The sequence below is a fragment of the Micromonospora globbae genome (genome assembly GCF_003610785.1).
GTDB lineage: Bacteria > Actinomycetota > Actinomycetes > Mycobacteriales > Micromonosporaceae > Micromonospora > Micromonospora globbae.
Map to the genome: position 1 here is coordinate 122,161 of NZ_RAQQ01000013.1, position 14,730 is coordinate 136,890.

The 14,730-nt window shown below is 75.1% G+C and carries 15 protein-coding genes; 11 read left to right on the top strand and 4 right to left on the bottom strand.

Going from position 1 to position 14,730, the window contains the following annotated elements; all coding sequences use genetic code 11:
- From D7I43_RS18890 to D7I43_RS18900, 3 genes are read right to left on the bottom strand one after another with little or no spacing between them, the layout of a single operon-like run.
- Positions 1 to 3,318: an ATP-binding protein gene (locus D7I43_RS18890; RefSeq protein ID WP_120329853.1), complete on the bottom strand. Its 3,318-nt coding sequence runs from the start codon at positions 3,316 to 3,318 to the stop codon at positions 1 to 3.
- 49 nt (positions 3,319 to 3,367) lie between these two features.
- Positions 3,368 to 3,730, bottom strand: a complete 363-nt coding sequence (locus D7I43_RS18895) for a hypothetical protein (protein WP_120329854.1) — start codon at positions 3,728 to 3,730, stop codon at positions 3,368 to 3,370.
- Between the two features lie 14 nt (positions 3,731 to 3,744).
- Positions 3,745 to 4,059, bottom strand: coding sequence for a hypothetical protein (locus tag D7I43_RS18900; protein WP_120329855.1), 315 nt, complete (start codon positions 4,057 to 4,059; stop codon positions 3,745 to 3,747).
- 356 nt (positions 4,060 to 4,415) lie between these two features.
- On the opposite strand from D7I43_RS18900, the gene folP reads away from it, so the two are divergent.
- From folP to D7I43_RS18935, 7 genes are all read left to right on the top strand, one after another.
- Positions 4,416 to 5,297 carry a dihydropteroate synthase gene (gene folP, locus D7I43_RS18905; protein ID WP_120329856.1) on the top strand — a complete coding sequence of 294 codons (882 nt, stop codon included), beginning with the start codon at positions 4,416 to 4,418 and terminating at the stop codon, positions 5,295 to 5,297.
- On the top strand, positions 5,294 to 5,659 hold the full coding sequence (gene folB / locus D7I43_RS18910) for a dihydroneopterin aldolase (RefSeq protein WP_120329857.1): 366 nt from the start codon (positions 5,294 to 5,296) through the stop codon (positions 5,657 to 5,659). Before folP ends, folB begins: the two co-directional genes overlap by 4 nt.
- Entirely contained in the window at positions 5,656 to 6,183 is a 528-nt protein-coding gene (gene folK / locus D7I43_RS18915) for a 2-amino-4-hydroxy-6-hydroxymethyldihydropteridine diphosphokinase (RefSeq protein ID WP_120329858.1), read from the top strand. The genes folB and folK overlap by 4 nt, the downstream gene beginning before the upstream one ends.
- A gap of 19 nt (positions 6,184 to 6,202) precedes the next feature.
- Complete coding sequence (locus D7I43_RS18920; protein WP_120329859.1) at positions 6,203 to 6,742, top strand: DUF3180 domain-containing protein; 540 nt, start codon at positions 6,203 to 6,205, stop codon at positions 6,740 to 6,742.
- Between the two features lie 139 nt (positions 6,743 to 6,881).
- On the top strand, positions 6,882 to 8,093 hold the full coding sequence (locus D7I43_RS18925) for an ABC transporter permease (protein ID WP_120329860.1): 1,212 nt from the start codon (positions 6,882 to 6,884) through the stop codon (positions 8,091 to 8,093).
- Between the two features lie 55 nt (positions 8,094 to 8,148).
- The gene (locus D7I43_RS18930) at positions 8,149 to 8,457 is read left to right on the top strand and encodes a hypothetical protein (protein ID WP_120329861.1); all 309 of its coding nucleotides are present in this window, start codon (positions 8,149 to 8,151) and stop codon (positions 8,455 to 8,457) included.
- A gap of 58 nt (positions 8,458 to 8,515) precedes the next feature.
- On the top strand, positions 8,516 to 9,016 hold the full coding sequence (locus D7I43_RS18935; RefSeq protein WP_120329862.1) for a hypothetical protein: 501 nt from the start codon (positions 8,516 to 8,518) through the stop codon (positions 9,014 to 9,016).
- A gap of 96 nt (positions 9,017 to 9,112) precedes the next feature.
- Here the strand turns inward: D7I43_RS18935 and D7I43_RS18940 are convergent, their stop codons facing one another.
- A complete protein-coding gene (locus D7I43_RS18940; RefSeq protein WP_120329863.1) occupies positions 9,113 to 10,120 on the bottom strand; it encodes an ABC transporter ATP-binding protein in 1,008 nt (335 codons plus the stop codon).
- A gap of 2 nt (positions 10,121 to 10,122) precedes the next feature.
- Here D7I43_RS18940 and D7I43_RS18945 point away from each other — a divergent pair, with 2 nt between their 5' ends.
- The 4 genes from D7I43_RS18945 to D7I43_RS18960 all read left to right on the top strand — a co-directional run bounded on the left by D7I43_RS18945 (position 10,123) and on the right by D7I43_RS18960 (position 14,676).
- On the top strand, positions 10,123 to 10,809 hold the full coding sequence (locus D7I43_RS18945) for an ABC transporter permease (protein ID WP_120329864.1): 687 nt from the start codon (positions 10,123 to 10,125) through the stop codon (positions 10,807 to 10,809).
- Complete coding sequence (locus D7I43_RS18950; RefSeq protein ID WP_120329865.1) at positions 10,806 to 11,528, top strand: ABC transporter permease; 723 nt, start codon at positions 10,806 to 10,808, stop codon at positions 11,526 to 11,528. Before D7I43_RS18945 ends, D7I43_RS18950 begins: the two co-directional genes overlap by 4 nt.
- 199 nt (positions 11,529 to 11,727) lie before the next feature.
- Positions 11,728 to 12,732, top strand: coding sequence for a glycine betaine ABC transporter substrate-binding protein (locus D7I43_RS18955; protein ID WP_120329866.1), 1,005 nt, complete (start codon positions 11,728 to 11,730; stop codon positions 12,730 to 12,732).
- Positions 12,733 to 12,894: 162 nt separating this feature from the next.
- Entirely contained in the window at positions 12,895 to 14,676 is a 1,782-nt protein-coding gene (locus D7I43_RS18960) for a hypothetical protein (protein WP_147427262.1), read from the top strand.
- The last annotated feature ends 54 nt before the right edge of the window (positions 14,677 to 14,730 follow it).

The following is a 14,730-nucleotide window of genomic DNA, read 5'->3' on the forward strand; positions in this document are numbered from 1 at the left end:
TCACGCCTCCAGATCCGGCAGGGGGACGCTCGGCAGCACACCGGCCGCCGCGGCGATGGCGGCGGGCGTGGTGTCGAGGTGGTCCAGCAGCCCGTCGACGTACGACACGTCCACCCGGACCTTCTGGACCCGCCCGTCGACGTCGCGCATGACGAACTCGCGGAAGCCGAGCCGGGTGGCCGATGTGGCGTCGGCGGTGGAGAGTGTGGCGAGGGTGGCCTCGTACCCGTCGTTGACCGGCACCCGCAGCAGCCGGAGCGCCTCGGAGGCGATCTCGTTGTCCTCGGCGATGCGGCCGACGAAGACGGTCGAGACGAGGTTCTGCACGTCGAGGCCGAGGATGTCGCGCGGGTTCTGGGAGGCGACGAGCGCCGCGAGGTTCCACTTGCGGGAGTCCCGGGCGAGGCGGACGAGGAAGGACCGGCCGGAGCGCCAGCCCTCCATGAAGTGCGCCTCGTCGAGGCCCACCAGCTTCCGGGAGGACATCGAGCCGCCGTAGCAGCGGCGTACCGCTAGCCGGTGCGCCGTGTGCAGCATCGGCAGGGCGAGCGCCTCCTCGGCCGACCAGTACTCGCGCTCGATCTTGAGATCGGGCAGGCGGAGGCCGGCCATGGTGATGACGGTGAGCGCCGCGTCCGGCCCGAGCATGCCCTCCGGCGGCCGGCCGAAGAAGAGCATCGCCAACGGCATCTCGGCGGTGTCGAGCAGGAGGTTCGCGAGTTCCCGGCCGGCGTCGTCGTCGAGCTGGCTGAGCGTGGTCACCACGTCGTCCAGGGTGGACGTCTCCTCGGCCGGCACCTGGCGTACGGCGTGCCGGAACAGCGTGGCGGTGGACGCCTCGCGGGCCACCTGCGGCGGCACGAGCATCATGCAGATGTCCTGCACCAGCATCCGGCGCTCGGCCCGCGCGTTGGAGATCGCGATCTCGAACTCCCGGTCACCGGTCGCGCCGGTGCCGAACTCGCTGCGTCGCGGCGTCGGGATGAGCGCGTACGGCGCCAGGGTGCCGTGTTCCGAACCGGTCAGGTTCAGCACCCGGGCGTAGGGCTTCAGCTCCGGCATGGCGCACAGGCGGGCCAGCGGGCCGGACGGGTCGAGCAGCGTCACCTGGACGCCCCGCCGGGCCGCCAGGTAGCCGAGCGCGCCGAGCAGGGTCGACTTGCCGCCGCCCGGCTCGGCCACGAAGACGGCGAGCCCGGACCGCTCGCGGACCTCCATGGGGTAGTGCAGGTCCAGGAAGACGGGCCGCCGGCAGGTGCCCGCCGTGCGGCCGATCAGGTCGCCGCGCCGGTCGCCGACCGTGGACGCCGCCTGCGGCAGCGCGGCGGCGAGGAGGGACACCGGCATGCGGCGGACGTATCCGGTGTTGGCGATGGGCTCACCGGGGATGAACTCGCGCGCCAGCCAGTCCTGGTTCTTCGGGTGTTGCAGCGAGATGCGCAGTTCCCGGGAGTAGAGCTGGATGAGCCGCCGGGCGCGCTCCAGGCACTCCTCCCGGGTCCGGCCCCCCACGGCGATCCGGTGCCAGCCGTGCGCCCGCGCCGAGTCGACCGGCAGCCCGGTCGTCATCTCGTCGCCGATCACGAGCGCCCGCTTGGCGAGCCGCTCCAGCTCCGGCGGGGCGTCGATGCCGTGCTCGGCGTAGTCGAGCTGCTGGGAGCGGATCATCCGGAGGCGGTGCTCGAGGTTCCGGAAGGAGTCGTTCGGGCCCAGGATGTCGACCCGGGTGGACAGCTCCATCGGCCAGGGCAGGCGCTCGTGGAAGTGCAGCCAGGGCTCGTGCCGTTCGGGGATCTCCAGCGGCTCCATCCGGCCCACGGCCAGCACCGCCACGTGCCGCTCCTCGCCGGTCATCCGGTTGACCAGCTTCACGGTGGAGCCGTACGGCGTCCGGTAGCGCTCGACCTGCTCGGTGAGGGCGAGCAGGTCGCCGCGTTCCCACCGGCCGTCGGTCACCGGGGAGAGCGCCCCGGGCGGTGACATGCAGAGCGCCACCGAGCGGTAGAGGAGCCACTCCAGCTCCTCCGCGGTCACCCGGCGACCGCGCATGCCGAACGCGCCGAGCACCTCGTCGAACTGCTCGACCGTCCGGCCCAACCGGCGGCGCTCGGCCTCGGCCACTCCGCGGCCGAACACGCGGAGCAGCCGCTCGCTCAGCGAGTCGCCGAGGGAGCGGCGGGCGAAGGTGACACCGAGGTACGTCTGCCCTTCGGCGTGGTTCACCGACATCAGGTGCCGTTGCGCGGCGACCAGGTGGTCGGCCCAGCTCGGTGTGCCGGGCACGTCGGGCAGCGGGGCGACGGTGTGCGCGTCGAGGGTGCGGGCCCACTCGTCGGCGGGGAACGGCCGGGTGGTGCGCCGCAGGTGCAGCCGGAAGCCGGCGAGGCCCGCGTACTGTTCGGCGATCGCCGACAGCAGGGCCTCGCGCTCGGCGTCCGGCCGGAACGCCCACCGCACCTCGGGCAGCCAGTACCAGGCGGTGACGGTGTTCGGGGTGAAGGTCAGGTGGCCGGCGATCTCGGTGATCGCCAGTTCGACGGACGGGTCGCGGTCGCCGAACTTGATCTTCGGTGGCTTCACCCGCACCGGCTTGACCGGCTTGTTCCGCCGCTCCACGGCGCGCTGCCGGGGTGGCACGACCTCCCGCCCGGGCGCCCGCGCCGGTTCGCGTTCCACCGGCCGCCGGAGTTCGGGCACCGGCTCGGCCTCGGTGACGGGCGGACCGGCCGGTGCCGGCGTGCTCCGCGACGGCGCGACCGGCTCGGGGTCGACCGGGGGCCGCCGCGCCGGCAGCCGGTCACCGGCCTGGTGGGGCACCCGCGACCGCACGGTGGGCTCGGCGTGCTCGGGAGCCGGGCCGAGCGCCGGCGGCGCCGCCGGGGGCCGCTCACGGCCGGCCGTGGGCAGGCGCGGGGCGGCCGGCCCGGCGGCGGATGGCGGGTCGACCGCGGCCGGCTGCTGCGGGATGGACGGGTGGTCGCGCTCGGCGTCGCGCGGTGGCGCGAGCGGACGGGCCGAGCCGGGGCGCGGGGATCCGAAGAGGTCGAGGAACGGCGAGTCGATGTCGTGGCTCTCCGTACCCGTCGAGGTCTGGTCCGGCAGGCGCGACGACGGTGCGCCCGGCGGGGTGCGTCGCACGACCGGCCGGGGCGCCTGGAAGACCCCCACCCCGCCGTGCCCGGGTGAGGTGGCGAGGGCCGGGTCGAGGGTCGCCTCGTCCAGCTCGTCGCCTTCTGCGTAGTCAAACGAACGCGCTCGGTGACCACCCGGCGCGGCCGGACGGCCGGCCGGGGAACCCGGCGTGGAAGAGCTACTCATGCGACCGCCTCACCCGCGTCGTGTGACCGCCCCGTCGGCGTACGCCCGGTCATGCCAGTTCCTCCCGGATCCTGATCCCGCTGCCGACCAGGCGGGGGTCGCGCTGCTCGGTGGCGGGCTCCCGGGTGCGTCGCCAGTCGGTCAGCGCGGTGCGGATGACCGCCCGCGCCGGCCGGTCCGGGTCGACGTGCCGGAAGACGAATGACGTGGTCACGATGGCGAGCGCGATCTCCCACGCGGGGAAGAGCTCGACCTGGAACGTGAACAGCCAGTGGATGAACATGTAGAGGGGGACGAGCAGCATGAAGAGCCCGTACTGGGCGTACGGGAGGTGGACGGGAAGGGTGTAGCCGGGCGGCCCGAGGTAGACCAGGCGTGCCCGGTAGATGTCGTCGTCGGTGCGCAGCCGCATGTCGTGCCCGCGCCCTATTCGAAGATCAGGTCGATCAGGTAGTCGCCGACGAAGAACAGTGTCGCCGCGCCGGCGATGAAGGCCAGCCCGACGATCGCGATGGCGGAGCTGGTCAACACCTTGGAGATCTCGCCGCGGCTGGCCCGGCCGATGAAGATGACGCCGAGGACGGCGAGCAGGATCGGCGCGATCTTGCTGGCGAAGAACGTGACGACACCCTCGGTGTCGATGCCCTTCGGCGCCGGCTCGGCGAGTGGAGTCGACGCCAGGGTCGAGAGCGCGTGGGCGACGCCGGACGACGCCGTCTCCATGAGCTCGATGGCGATCACTGAAACCTCCCCAAATCGCGGCCGGCGGCGCCGCGGCGGTGCAGTGGGTGAGCGTGGCGGGAAATGTGCGTGTTCGGGCGCAGCGTCTTGACCCTGCGTTCGTTACTCACCACGGAGGGTGGTGAGATTTGGGCGGATTGTTCCCGCTTCGGCCCTCCCTCCACACCTCGCCATCTCGATGCTGGGCAATTCCACAGCGTACGGGCCGCCCCGGAATGCGACAACCCGCGAAGAGACTGCCCGATCCGACCTGGACGACCGATCGTACACCTGTTCCAATCCGCATGTCAGGGGCGTTGTGGTCGGGCGCCACCCGGGACGCGGGAGGCCCCGACGAGGACCGGTACGGTCTAGTCGTGACCGATCTGGTACGGGCCCCGGCCCCGGTGGTGATGGGCGTCCTCAACGTCACGCCCGACTCCTTCTCCGACGGCGGACGGTACGCCGACCTCGACGCCGCCGTCGGACACGGCGTCCGTCTGCGCGACGACGGCGCGCAGCTCGTCGACGTGGGAGGCGAGTCCACCCGGCCGGGCGCGGACCGGGTGGACGCCGACACCGAGATCGGCCGGGTGCTCCCGGTCATCCGCGAGCTGGCCGCCGCGGGCGTGCCGGTCAGCATCGACACGACCCGGGCCCGGGTCGCCGAGGCGGCCCTGGCCGCCGGTGCGGCGGTGGTCAACGACGTCTCCGGCGGGCTGGCCGACCCGGACATGGCCCGGGTCGTGCGTGACGCCGGCTGCCCGTGGGTGCTCATGCACTGGCGCGGGCACTCGCGTGCCATGCGCGAGCTGGCCGTCTACGGCGATGTGGTCACCGACGTCCGGGCCGAACTGGCCCAGCGCGTCGACGACGCGCTCCGCGCGGGGGTGTCCGCCGACCGCATCGTCGTCGACCCGGGGCTCGGCTTCGCCAAGACCGCCGAGCACAACTGGCAGCTCAGCGCCCGCCTGCCCGAGTTGCTCGACCTCGGCTACCCGCTGCTGTTCGGCGCGAGCCGCAAGTCGTACCTGGGGCGGCTGCTCGCCGCGCCCGACGGGACACCGCGACCGACCGACGGGCGGGAGGCGGCCACCGTGGCCACCAGCGTGCTCGCCGTGGCCGCCGGCGCCTGGGGCGTACGCGTGCACGACGTCCGCGCCACGGTCGACGCGCTCGCCGTCTGGCGGGCCACGGGCAGCCCGCGCCTCGTCCCGGCGGCCACCGCCGGCACGGCCGTACGGAAGGGGGAGGCGTGACCGACCGGATCACCCTGACCGGCCTGCGGGTGCGGGGACGGCACGGGGTGTACGACTTCGAACGCGTGAACGGACAGGACTTCGTCGTGGACGTGGCGCTCGACCTGGACCTCGGCCCCGCCGCACGCTCGGACGACGTGGCCGACACCGTCCACTACGGCGAACTGGCCGAGCGCCTCGTCGCCGTGGTCGGCGGCGAGCCGGGCAACCTCATCGAGACGCTCGCCGACCGGCTGCTCGACGTCTGCCTCGCCGACCCCCGGGTGGTGAGCGCCACGGTCACCGTGCACAAGCCGGAGGCGCCGGTGCCGCACACCTTCACCGACGTGGCCGTCACCATGACCCGGACGCGTGCCCGGTGACCCGCGCCGTCCTCTCCCTCGGCAGCAACCTCGGCGACCGGTTGGCCCACCTGCGCTCCGCGGTCGCCGTGCTGGGCGACACCGTGCGGCTCGTGTCCGGTGTGTACGAGACGCCGCCGTGGGGCGACCCGGACCAGCCCGCGTACCTCAACGCCGTGGTGCTCGCCGAGGACCCCGCCGCGACGCCGTACGACTGGCTGGAGCGGGCGCGGGCCGCGGAGCGCGCGGCCGGCCGGACCCGCGACCCGGAGCGACGGTACGGGCCGCGCACCCTCGATGTGGACGTCATCGCGGTCTGGGGTGACGACGACCAGCCGGTGCGGAGCGACGACCCCGAGCTGACCCTCCCGCACCCCCGCGCCCACCTGCGGGCGTTCGTGCTGCGGCCGTGGATCGACATCCAGCCGTACGGCCGGCTGCCCGGCCACGGCTGGCTCACCGACCTGCTGGTCGCCGGCCCGGTGGCCGCCGACGCGCAGGAACTGCGCCCCCGTCCGGATCTGGAGATAGAGTCGACGGCATGACCCAGCGGAGCCGGCCGGCATGACGCAGGCGCAGTCCCCGCCCCCGGGCGGGACGGGCCCGGACCGCGCGCGGATGGGCCCGACCCGGATCTCCACCCTCGTGGTGGCCGGTCTGGCCGCCGCCGCGGCGGCCTGGTTGCTCATCAGCAGCTTCTACTACTCCGGCATCCCCCGGCTTCCCTGGCTGCCCGTGGTCACGCTGGCCGGGCTCGCCGTGCTCGAGGGGTACGCGGCGGTCAACACCCGCGGGCGCATCGAGCGCCGGCCAGGGCGTCCCGCCGTCAACCCGCTGATGGTCGCCCGGTTCGTGGTGCTCGCCAAGGCGTCCTCGCTGGCCGGCGCCATCTTCGCCGGGTTCTACGCGGGGTTGACCGCCTGGCTCTTCGTCGAGTCCACCCGCGCCGCCACCGAGGACCGGGTGCCCGCGGGCGCCGGCCTGCTCGCGTCGCTGGCGCTGGTCGCCGCCGCCCTGTGGCTCGAACGGTCCTGCCGGGTGCCGGAACGCCCGGAGGACGAGCGCGAGCCCGAGGACCGGGAGAGCCGCCCGGGCCAGCGCTGACCGCCTCCGGGAGGGGCACGGCGCTGGCCAGGGGGTTACGTGCGGCTCGCCACGCGAGTACCGTGCCTCCGACCGGAGAGCATCGGCCGCCGTCGGTCCGCCGAACGTCGGACCTGGACGGCGGGCCAGGGGAGGCGCCATGGGGTACGACGAACCGGGCCGGAACACGTCCGTCGAGCCCTCGTCCGGGGTACCCGCCGCCGTCCTCGAGAACGTCTTCGACGACCCGAACCACGGTGAGCCGGGCCGGGACCGCGTCGCCGTGCACATCGGCTGGGAGGTCGTGCTGCTGGTGGGCCTCGCCGTACTCGGCTGGCTGCTCTGGCGGGACGCGCCGGACGTCCTGCGCGGCGCCGGCCTGCGGTCGCTCCTGGTCGACGTCGTCGCGCTCGGTCTGCTCGTCCTCGCCGCCGGGCTGAGCCTGCGCACCGCCGCCGTGAACCTGGCGATCGGGCCGGTCGCCGTCGCGGCGGCGCTGCACTTCGCCGAGCAGGGTGACCGTGGCGTGGTGGCCGCCGTCGCCCCGGCGGCCCTGGTCGCCGCCGTGGCCGGGCTGCTGCTGGCGCTGGCCGTCGTGGTGCTGCACGTGCCCGGCTGGGCGGCCAGCCTGGCCGGGGCGGCCGGCGTCGTCGTGTACATCGAACGCCGCGCCGAACCGGTCCTCGTCCAGGGCGAGTACGACCCGCGCCGGCACGCGTACTACCTCTGCGCCGGATTCGCGGCGGTGGCCGTGCTCGGCGGCCTGTTCGGCGCCATCCGCGCCGTCCGGCGGCTCGTCGGCCGGTTCCGCCCGGTCGCCGACCCGGCCCGGCGGCGAGGCGCGGTGGCCGCGGTGGTCACCTCGGCCGCGCTCGTCGGCTCGACCGTGCTCGCCATGCTGGCCGGGGTGCTCATCGCGGCGAACGGCACCGGGCCGGTGGCCCCCACCGCCGGCCTCGACTGGACGGTGCTCGCCGTCGGCGTGGCGCTGCTCGCGGGCACCAGCGCGTACGGCCGCCGCGGCGGGATCTTCGGCACCCTGTTCGCGGTCGGCCTGACGTCGGCGTTCCTCGCGTACGCGCAGGCGCGGGACTGGACGGTGAGCCGCTGGGCGGTCGGCGCCGTGGCGCTCGGGGTAGGGCTGGTGGTCACCCGGCTGGTCGAGCGGTTCGGGCGCCCGGGATCCCCGGCGCCGGAGGCCCCGGAGCCGGCCGGCGACGGTCCGCTCAGCTCCGGCTGGGCGGTGCACGGGTCCGGACCGGTCGAGGACTGGCCGCCCACGCTGCCCACGCCCGCCACCGACTCCCCGATGGACCCGTGGCGGTCGTCCCGCTGGGAGACCGAGCCGCGCCGCTGGGACGACGGCCGGTGAGTCCGACGCCACGTCCGACGGGCCGGGAGTGATCTCGACGGTTAGGCTCGGCGGCATGACCGAGACACCTGCCACCCCCGCCGGCGGCCGATCGTTCGAGGAGCTGGACGCCCTCTCCACCGAGGAACTGCGGGAGCGGGCCTTCGCGCTGGCCCGGGAGCGGCGCGACGTGGGCTTCTTCTGGTCGGTGCTCCGGCACCTGCCGAACGCCGACGAGGCCACGGTGCTCGACGGCGCCCCGAACTCCGTCGGGCCGACCGTCGACGAGGCCGCCGCCCTGTGGCGGGAGCTGACCGGTCACGGCTACGAGGAGTCGGCGCCGCTGCTCCGGGCCGCCTTCATCGACTACCTCATGAAGCACTGACCGGGCCGGCACACGCACATCCGCCCGCCGCCACGGCGGGCCGGGAACGGACAGCATCATGGCGCCCACCAACACCACGGGTGCGCTCCGCCGGTACGGCACGGCCGCCGGCACGGGGGCGCTCGCCGCGTTCGTGCTCGTCGCCGTCGGCGGCTGCCCGGCGTACGTCGGCTGGGCCGGCACCCACACCGACCCGAACTCCGCCGGCGGCTGGTACCTGCGGGTGCTCGCCTGGCCGGCCTGGCGGTTCGACGCCGGCGACCAGGCCGGCGGGGTGCTCGCGGCCGACCTGCGGGCCATCCTGCTGGTGATCTTCGCGGCGGCCCTGCTCTACCTGCTGCCCGCCGGGCAGGCGGCCCGGGTGCCGGGAGGGCTCAGCCAGTTCTTCTCCGGCTGGGCGGCGTACGTGCTGGCCGGCGGCCTCGCGGGCCTGGTGGCCGTGGTGCTCGGGCCGGAGCCGTCGATGCTCGGCGCGTTGCAGACGGCCGGGGAGGGCGGCAGCTACGGCCTCCTCACCGGCTGGGTCGTCGGCACCGCCAGCCTCGGCGGCCGCGCCTGAGCCGCCACACCTGCGGCGCCGCGCCCGAACCGTCGCACCTGAGCCGCCGCACCGGCGGCCGCTCCTCCGCGACCGGAGATGCAGCCGCCCCCCCGCTCACATGAGTTCGAACAGGCGCTGCCGGTCGAGCGTCCCGACCGGCTGGCCGCCGTCGGTCACCACCACCCGCTGCGCGTCCGAGGTGAGCAGCGCGGCGAGCGCGTCGTACGCCGAGCCGCCCAGGGGCACGGCCGGGCCGGCCGGCGCGTCGTGCGCGGGCACCGGTTCGAGCATCTCCCGGCGCAGCGGCGTGACCACCAGCCGGCGGATGCCGCGGTCCGCGCCGACGAACTCGCGGACGAACGGGGTGGCCGGCGCGCCCAGCACGGCGGCCGGGGTGTCGTACTGCTCCAGGTGGCCGCCCTCGGAGAGCACCGCGATCCGGTCGCCGAGCCGCACCGCCTCGTCGAGGTCGTGGGTGACCAGCACGATCGTCTTGCGCACCTCGGCCTGCAACCGCAGGAACTCCTCCTGCAACCGGGTGCGGACGATCGGGTCGACGGCCGAGAACGGCTCGTCCATCAGCAGCACCACCGGGTCGGCGGCGAGCGCCCGGGCCACGCCGACCCGCTGCCGCTGCCCGCCGGACAGCTCGTGCGGGTAGCGGCTGGCGAACGTGCCCGGGTCGAGGCCGACGAGCTCCAGCAGCTCGTCCACCCGCCCGCGTACGCGGTCGCGGGACCAGCCGACCAGCCGGGGGACGGTCGCGACGTTGGCCCGGACGGTCTGGTGCGGGAAGAGGCCGACGTTCTGGATGACGTAGCCGATGCGCCGCCGCAGGCGTACCGGGTCGACGCGGGTCACGTCCTCGTCGCCGAGGAGGATCCGGCCCCCGGTGGGCTCGATCATCCGGTTGATCATCCGGAGCACCGTGGACTTGCCGCAGCCGGACGGGCCGATCAGCACGACCAGTTCGCCGGCCTTGACGTCGAGGCTCAGCTCGCGTACGGCCTCGGTCCCGTCCGGGTAGCGCTTGCGTACGCCCTCCAGCGCGATCGACGCCGCGCGCCGCTCACCGCCGGTCGCGCGCCCGCCGGTGCCGGGGGCCTCCGGGGTAACGTCCACGTATGTCCTTCCGCCTGAGCTACCGGGCCGACCCGGGCAATCCCTGGTTCTCCTGGCAGTACGTGCGGGACAACTCTGACACGCTCCTCGCCGCGCTGCGCGAGCACACCTGGCTGACCGCCCGCGCCGTGCTGATCGCCGCCCTCATCGCGGTGCCGCTGGCGGTGGCGGCGTACTGGTTCCGCCCGCTCGCCGGCCCGATCCTCGCGATCACGGGCGTGTTCTACACCATCCCGTCGCTGGCCCTCTTCGCGTTCATCGCACCCTACCTGGGCATCGGCGCGGTCACCGTGCTCAGCGTGGTGGTGCTCTACGCCCTGCTGGTGATCGTCCGCAACGCGATCGCCGGGTTGACCCAGGTGCCTCCCGAGGTCCGGGAGGCGGCGGAGGGCATGGGGTACGGCCGGTGGGCGCGGCTGTTCCGGATCGACCTCCCGCTCGCCCTGCCGGGCATCCTCACCGGTCTGCGGCTGGCCACCGTCTCTACCGTGGCGCTCGTCACGGTAGGTGTCGTCATCGGTCGCGGCGGGCTCGGCCAGTTGATCTTCGCGGGCTTCCAGAACAACTTCTACAAGGCGCAGATCATGACGGGGACGCTGCTCTGCGTCCTGCTGGCCCTCGTGCTGGACCTGGCCCTCGCGGGGGTCGGCCGGCTGCTCACCCCGTGGCTCGCCCGGAGGTCGTCGTGAGTGTGATCGGGCAGGCGATCGTCTGGCTCAACGACCCGCTGAACTGGACCAACCCGGGCGGCATCCTCGACCGGCTCGGCGAGCACCTCGTCCTCTCCGCCGCCGCCGTGGCGTTGGGCTGCCTGGTCGCCTGGCCGATCGGCCTCTGGCTCGGCCACACCGGGCGGGGCGGCGGGCTGGTGGTCATGGTGGCGAACGTCACGCTCGCCGTCCCGACGCTGGCGCTGCTGACCATCCTTCCGCTGACCTTCCTCGGCTTCGGCCGGCCCTCGGTGATCGTGGCGCTGGCCGTCTTCGCGGTGCCGCCGCTGCTCGCCAACGCGTACACGGGGGTGCGTCAGGCCGACCCCGAGGCCCGGGACGCCGCGCGGGGGATGGGGCTGTCCGGCTGGCAGGTGCTGCGCCGGGTGGAACTGCCGCTGGCCGTGCCGTACCTGGCGGCCGGGTTCCGTACGGCCGCCGTGCAGGTGGTGGCGACCGCGGCGCTGGCCTCGTTCGTCAACGGCGGCGGGCTGGGCCAGATCATCCGGGCCGGGTTCGGGCTGGACATCGCGGCCGGTGGCGGGCAGATCCTCGCCGGTGGCGTGCTCGTGGCCGGGCTCGCCGTGCTGGTCGAGATCGTGCTGGCGCTGGTCGAACGGCTCGTCACGCCGCGCCCGCTGCGTGCCGCCCGCCGGGGTGCGAACCGCCGGGCCGCCGACGCGGTGACCGGGGGCTGAGGGCCCAGGTGCGCCGGTCGGGCCGCGCCCACCGGAAGTGACGTACGCCATGACGATCCGGTGACGAAGCTCCCCAGCGGTTGTCGTACCCCTCTGGAGGATGTTGGGTGGGAAATCGCGGGCGGCCGATCACAGGATCGCCCGTCGGACACGCGGCCGGCCCGGAACGGGTCGCGCCGGGACACGGAAGGCGGGCACGATGCACGCACGTACACGGCTGGCCGTCGGCGCGGCGGCGGCCCTCACCGCCGCCGGGCTGCTGACCGGCTGCGGCGACGCCGGCTCCTCGGGCACCGAGGCACCGCAGCAGGCGGCGAGCGGGGCGGGCTGCGCGCCCGTCGCCGGTGACCAACTGGTGGTCCTCGAGGACGACAAGAAGCTCCAGAACAGCGACAACATCATCCCGGCGGTCAACGTCGACGCGGCGCAGCCACAGGTGATCACCGCGCTCGACAAGGTCTCCGCGGCGCTGGACACGCCCAAGCTCATCCAGCTCAACAAGGCGGTCGACGTCGACCGCAAGACGCCGAAGGCGGCCGCCGAGGAGTTCGCCTCGGCCGCCGGCCTCACGTCTGGGATCGCGAAGGGCCCCGGCGGCGAGATCGTGGTCGGCGCGGGCAACTTCAGCGAGAGCGAGACGCTCGCCGAGCTCTACCGGATCGCGCTCACCGCCGCCGGCTACCAGGTGCGGGTGCAGCAGATCGGCAACCGGGAGCTCTACGAGCCGGCCCTGGAGAAGGGCGAGATCCAGGTCGTCCCGGAGTACGCGGCGACGATGGCGGAGTTCCTCAACACCAAGGTCAACGGCCAGAGTGCGGCACCGGTCTCCTCGCCCGACCTGGAGAAGACCGTGGCGGCGCTGAAGGCGACCGGCGACAAGGTGGGCATCACGTTCGGCACGCCCTCGGCCGCGCAGGACCAGAACGCGTTCGCGGTCACCACGGCGTTCGCCGACAAGTACGGCGTCCGCACCCTGTCGGATCTGGCCGCCAAGTGCTCGGGTCAGGCGACGGTGCTGGCCGGGCCGCCGGAGTGCCCGCAGCGTCCGAAGTGCCAGGCCGGCCTCGTCGAGGTCTACCGCTTCACGGCCGGCTCGTTCAGCTCGCTGGACGCGGGCGGCCCGCAGACCAAGAACGCGCTGAAGACCGGGAGCGCCAGCGTGGGGCTGGTCCTCTCCTCCGACGGCGCGCTGGCCGCCAGCTGAGCCCTCACCGGCGGGCCCCGACCTGCGCCGCACGGTCGGGGCCCGCCGGTGACACGGTGTGGTGACCGGCAGGTGGCATGCGGGCCACAGCCGGATGTCGGGGCAGCCCACCCTCACTGGGCCCGTTCCCACGCGGCGCAACTCTCGGTAGGCTGCACAGCCATGCCCGCCCCCGAAACCCGACCCAGTCGCACGGTGCTGACGGTGCTCTTCTGGATCGGCGTCGGGCTGGCGCCGGTGGCGGCGTTGATCCTGCTCGTGGCGGACGGCAACGGTCCGCTGCGCTTCGCCGCGGTGCTCGCCATCCTGGCCGTGGTGCTGATCGGTCTGTCGATCGCGCTACGGGCCGACGGCGAGGGCGGCCAGGCCCGCGTCGAGGAAGTGCTCGACGAGATGGAGCAACTCCGCCGGGAGTTGCGCGGCGAGATCGTGGCCGCCGCCCAGCGGGGCAACCAGGCGCTCGACCAGGCCCAGCGGGCCCAGGAGGCGGTGGCCGCGATCCGCCGGCGGCTCGACGCCACCGGTGCCGCCCTCGTGGGGGCGGCCGAGGAGCCGGCCGGAGCCGGTCGGGCCCGGGTGCCCGCCGCCGAGGTGGACGAGGACGTCCCGCCGGGGCGGGGCCGGGCGGCGGCCCGGGAGGACGACGCACCGCGCTGGGGGCGCGACGACCGGGACGACGAACCGGTGCCGGGTCGTGGCCCGGCCCACGGAGACCGCCCCGCCGCCGGCCGGCACGGCGCGGAGCGTCCGGCTGCCGGGACGTACGGGGACCGCGCGGGCTCGGGTGTGTACGGCGGTGACCGCCCGGCCGGCGGAACGTACGGCGACCGTGCGGGATCCGGTGTGTACGGCGGTGACCGCCCGGCCGGCGGAACGTACGGCGACCGTGCGGGATCCGGTGTCTACGGCGGTGACCGCCCGCCTGCGGCGCAGCCCGGCGTCTACGGCGCGCGCCCCGGCGACCACGACCGGGAGCCGGCGCCCCGACCGATCGGACTGGTCCGGCACACCGAGACCGTGCACGTCACCACCCGGCACACCATCGTGGACGGTGCGCCGGCCGAGCCGACCGGCGGCCGCTACGGCGGGTACGCCGGCGGTTGGTCGCCACCCGCCGAGGAGCGGCCCTGGGCCGGAGCCGACGACCGGTGGGCCGGCCCCGAGGAGCGCCCCTGGCCGGGGCACGCCGGCCCCGACGAGCGGCCCTGGCCGGGGCACGCCGGCCCCGAGGAGCGTCCCCGGCACGGCGACTACCGCCCGTGGGCCGGGTCCGACGCCCCGCGTGACGAACCCGGCTGGGACGCCCCGCGCGACGAGCGGCCCTGGACGGGCCGGCGCGACGAACCGGCCTGGTCCTCTCCGGACGACCAGCGCGGCTGGCCGGACCACGGTGGCGGGCCGGGTGACCGGGGCTGGGCCGACCCGGCGGAGCCGGCCCGGAGCGGACCGGCCGCCCGGCCGGACGACACCGGCGAGTACTGGACGCAGATGCGCGCCGGTGACCGCTGGGCCGCCGTCCGCGACGACGACCGGGGCCGGGAGGTGCGGATGGGCGAGCGGCGCGCCGAGGTGCACGCGGACGCCACCGGCGCCGAGTACCGGGTGGCCGACCGCTGGGCCTCCGTGCGGCACGACGAGCCGCCCCGGGAGGACTCCCGCTGGGGCGAGCCGCCCCGGGACGAGCCCCGCTGGGGCGTGGGGCGCCCGGCGTACGGGCGTGGCGACGAGGGACGGCGGGACGGCTGGGCGGAGCCCGAGGACCGGCCGGCCCTGCCCTCCGGCGGCGTCCCGGTGCCGGACGAGTGGCGCCCGCCACGGCAGCGCGACCACCGGTCGGCCGACGCCGAGCCGGAGTGGGTGGGCCGGCGCCCGCGGGCCGACGAGGAACGCCACGGGTACCCGCCGCAGGAGGCACCCCGCTCCGGCGGGGCGCGCTGGCGCTGACCGGGGACATCGGACCGGGGAGCCCGCCGTGGAGGCCGCCCGTCGGGGTGACCG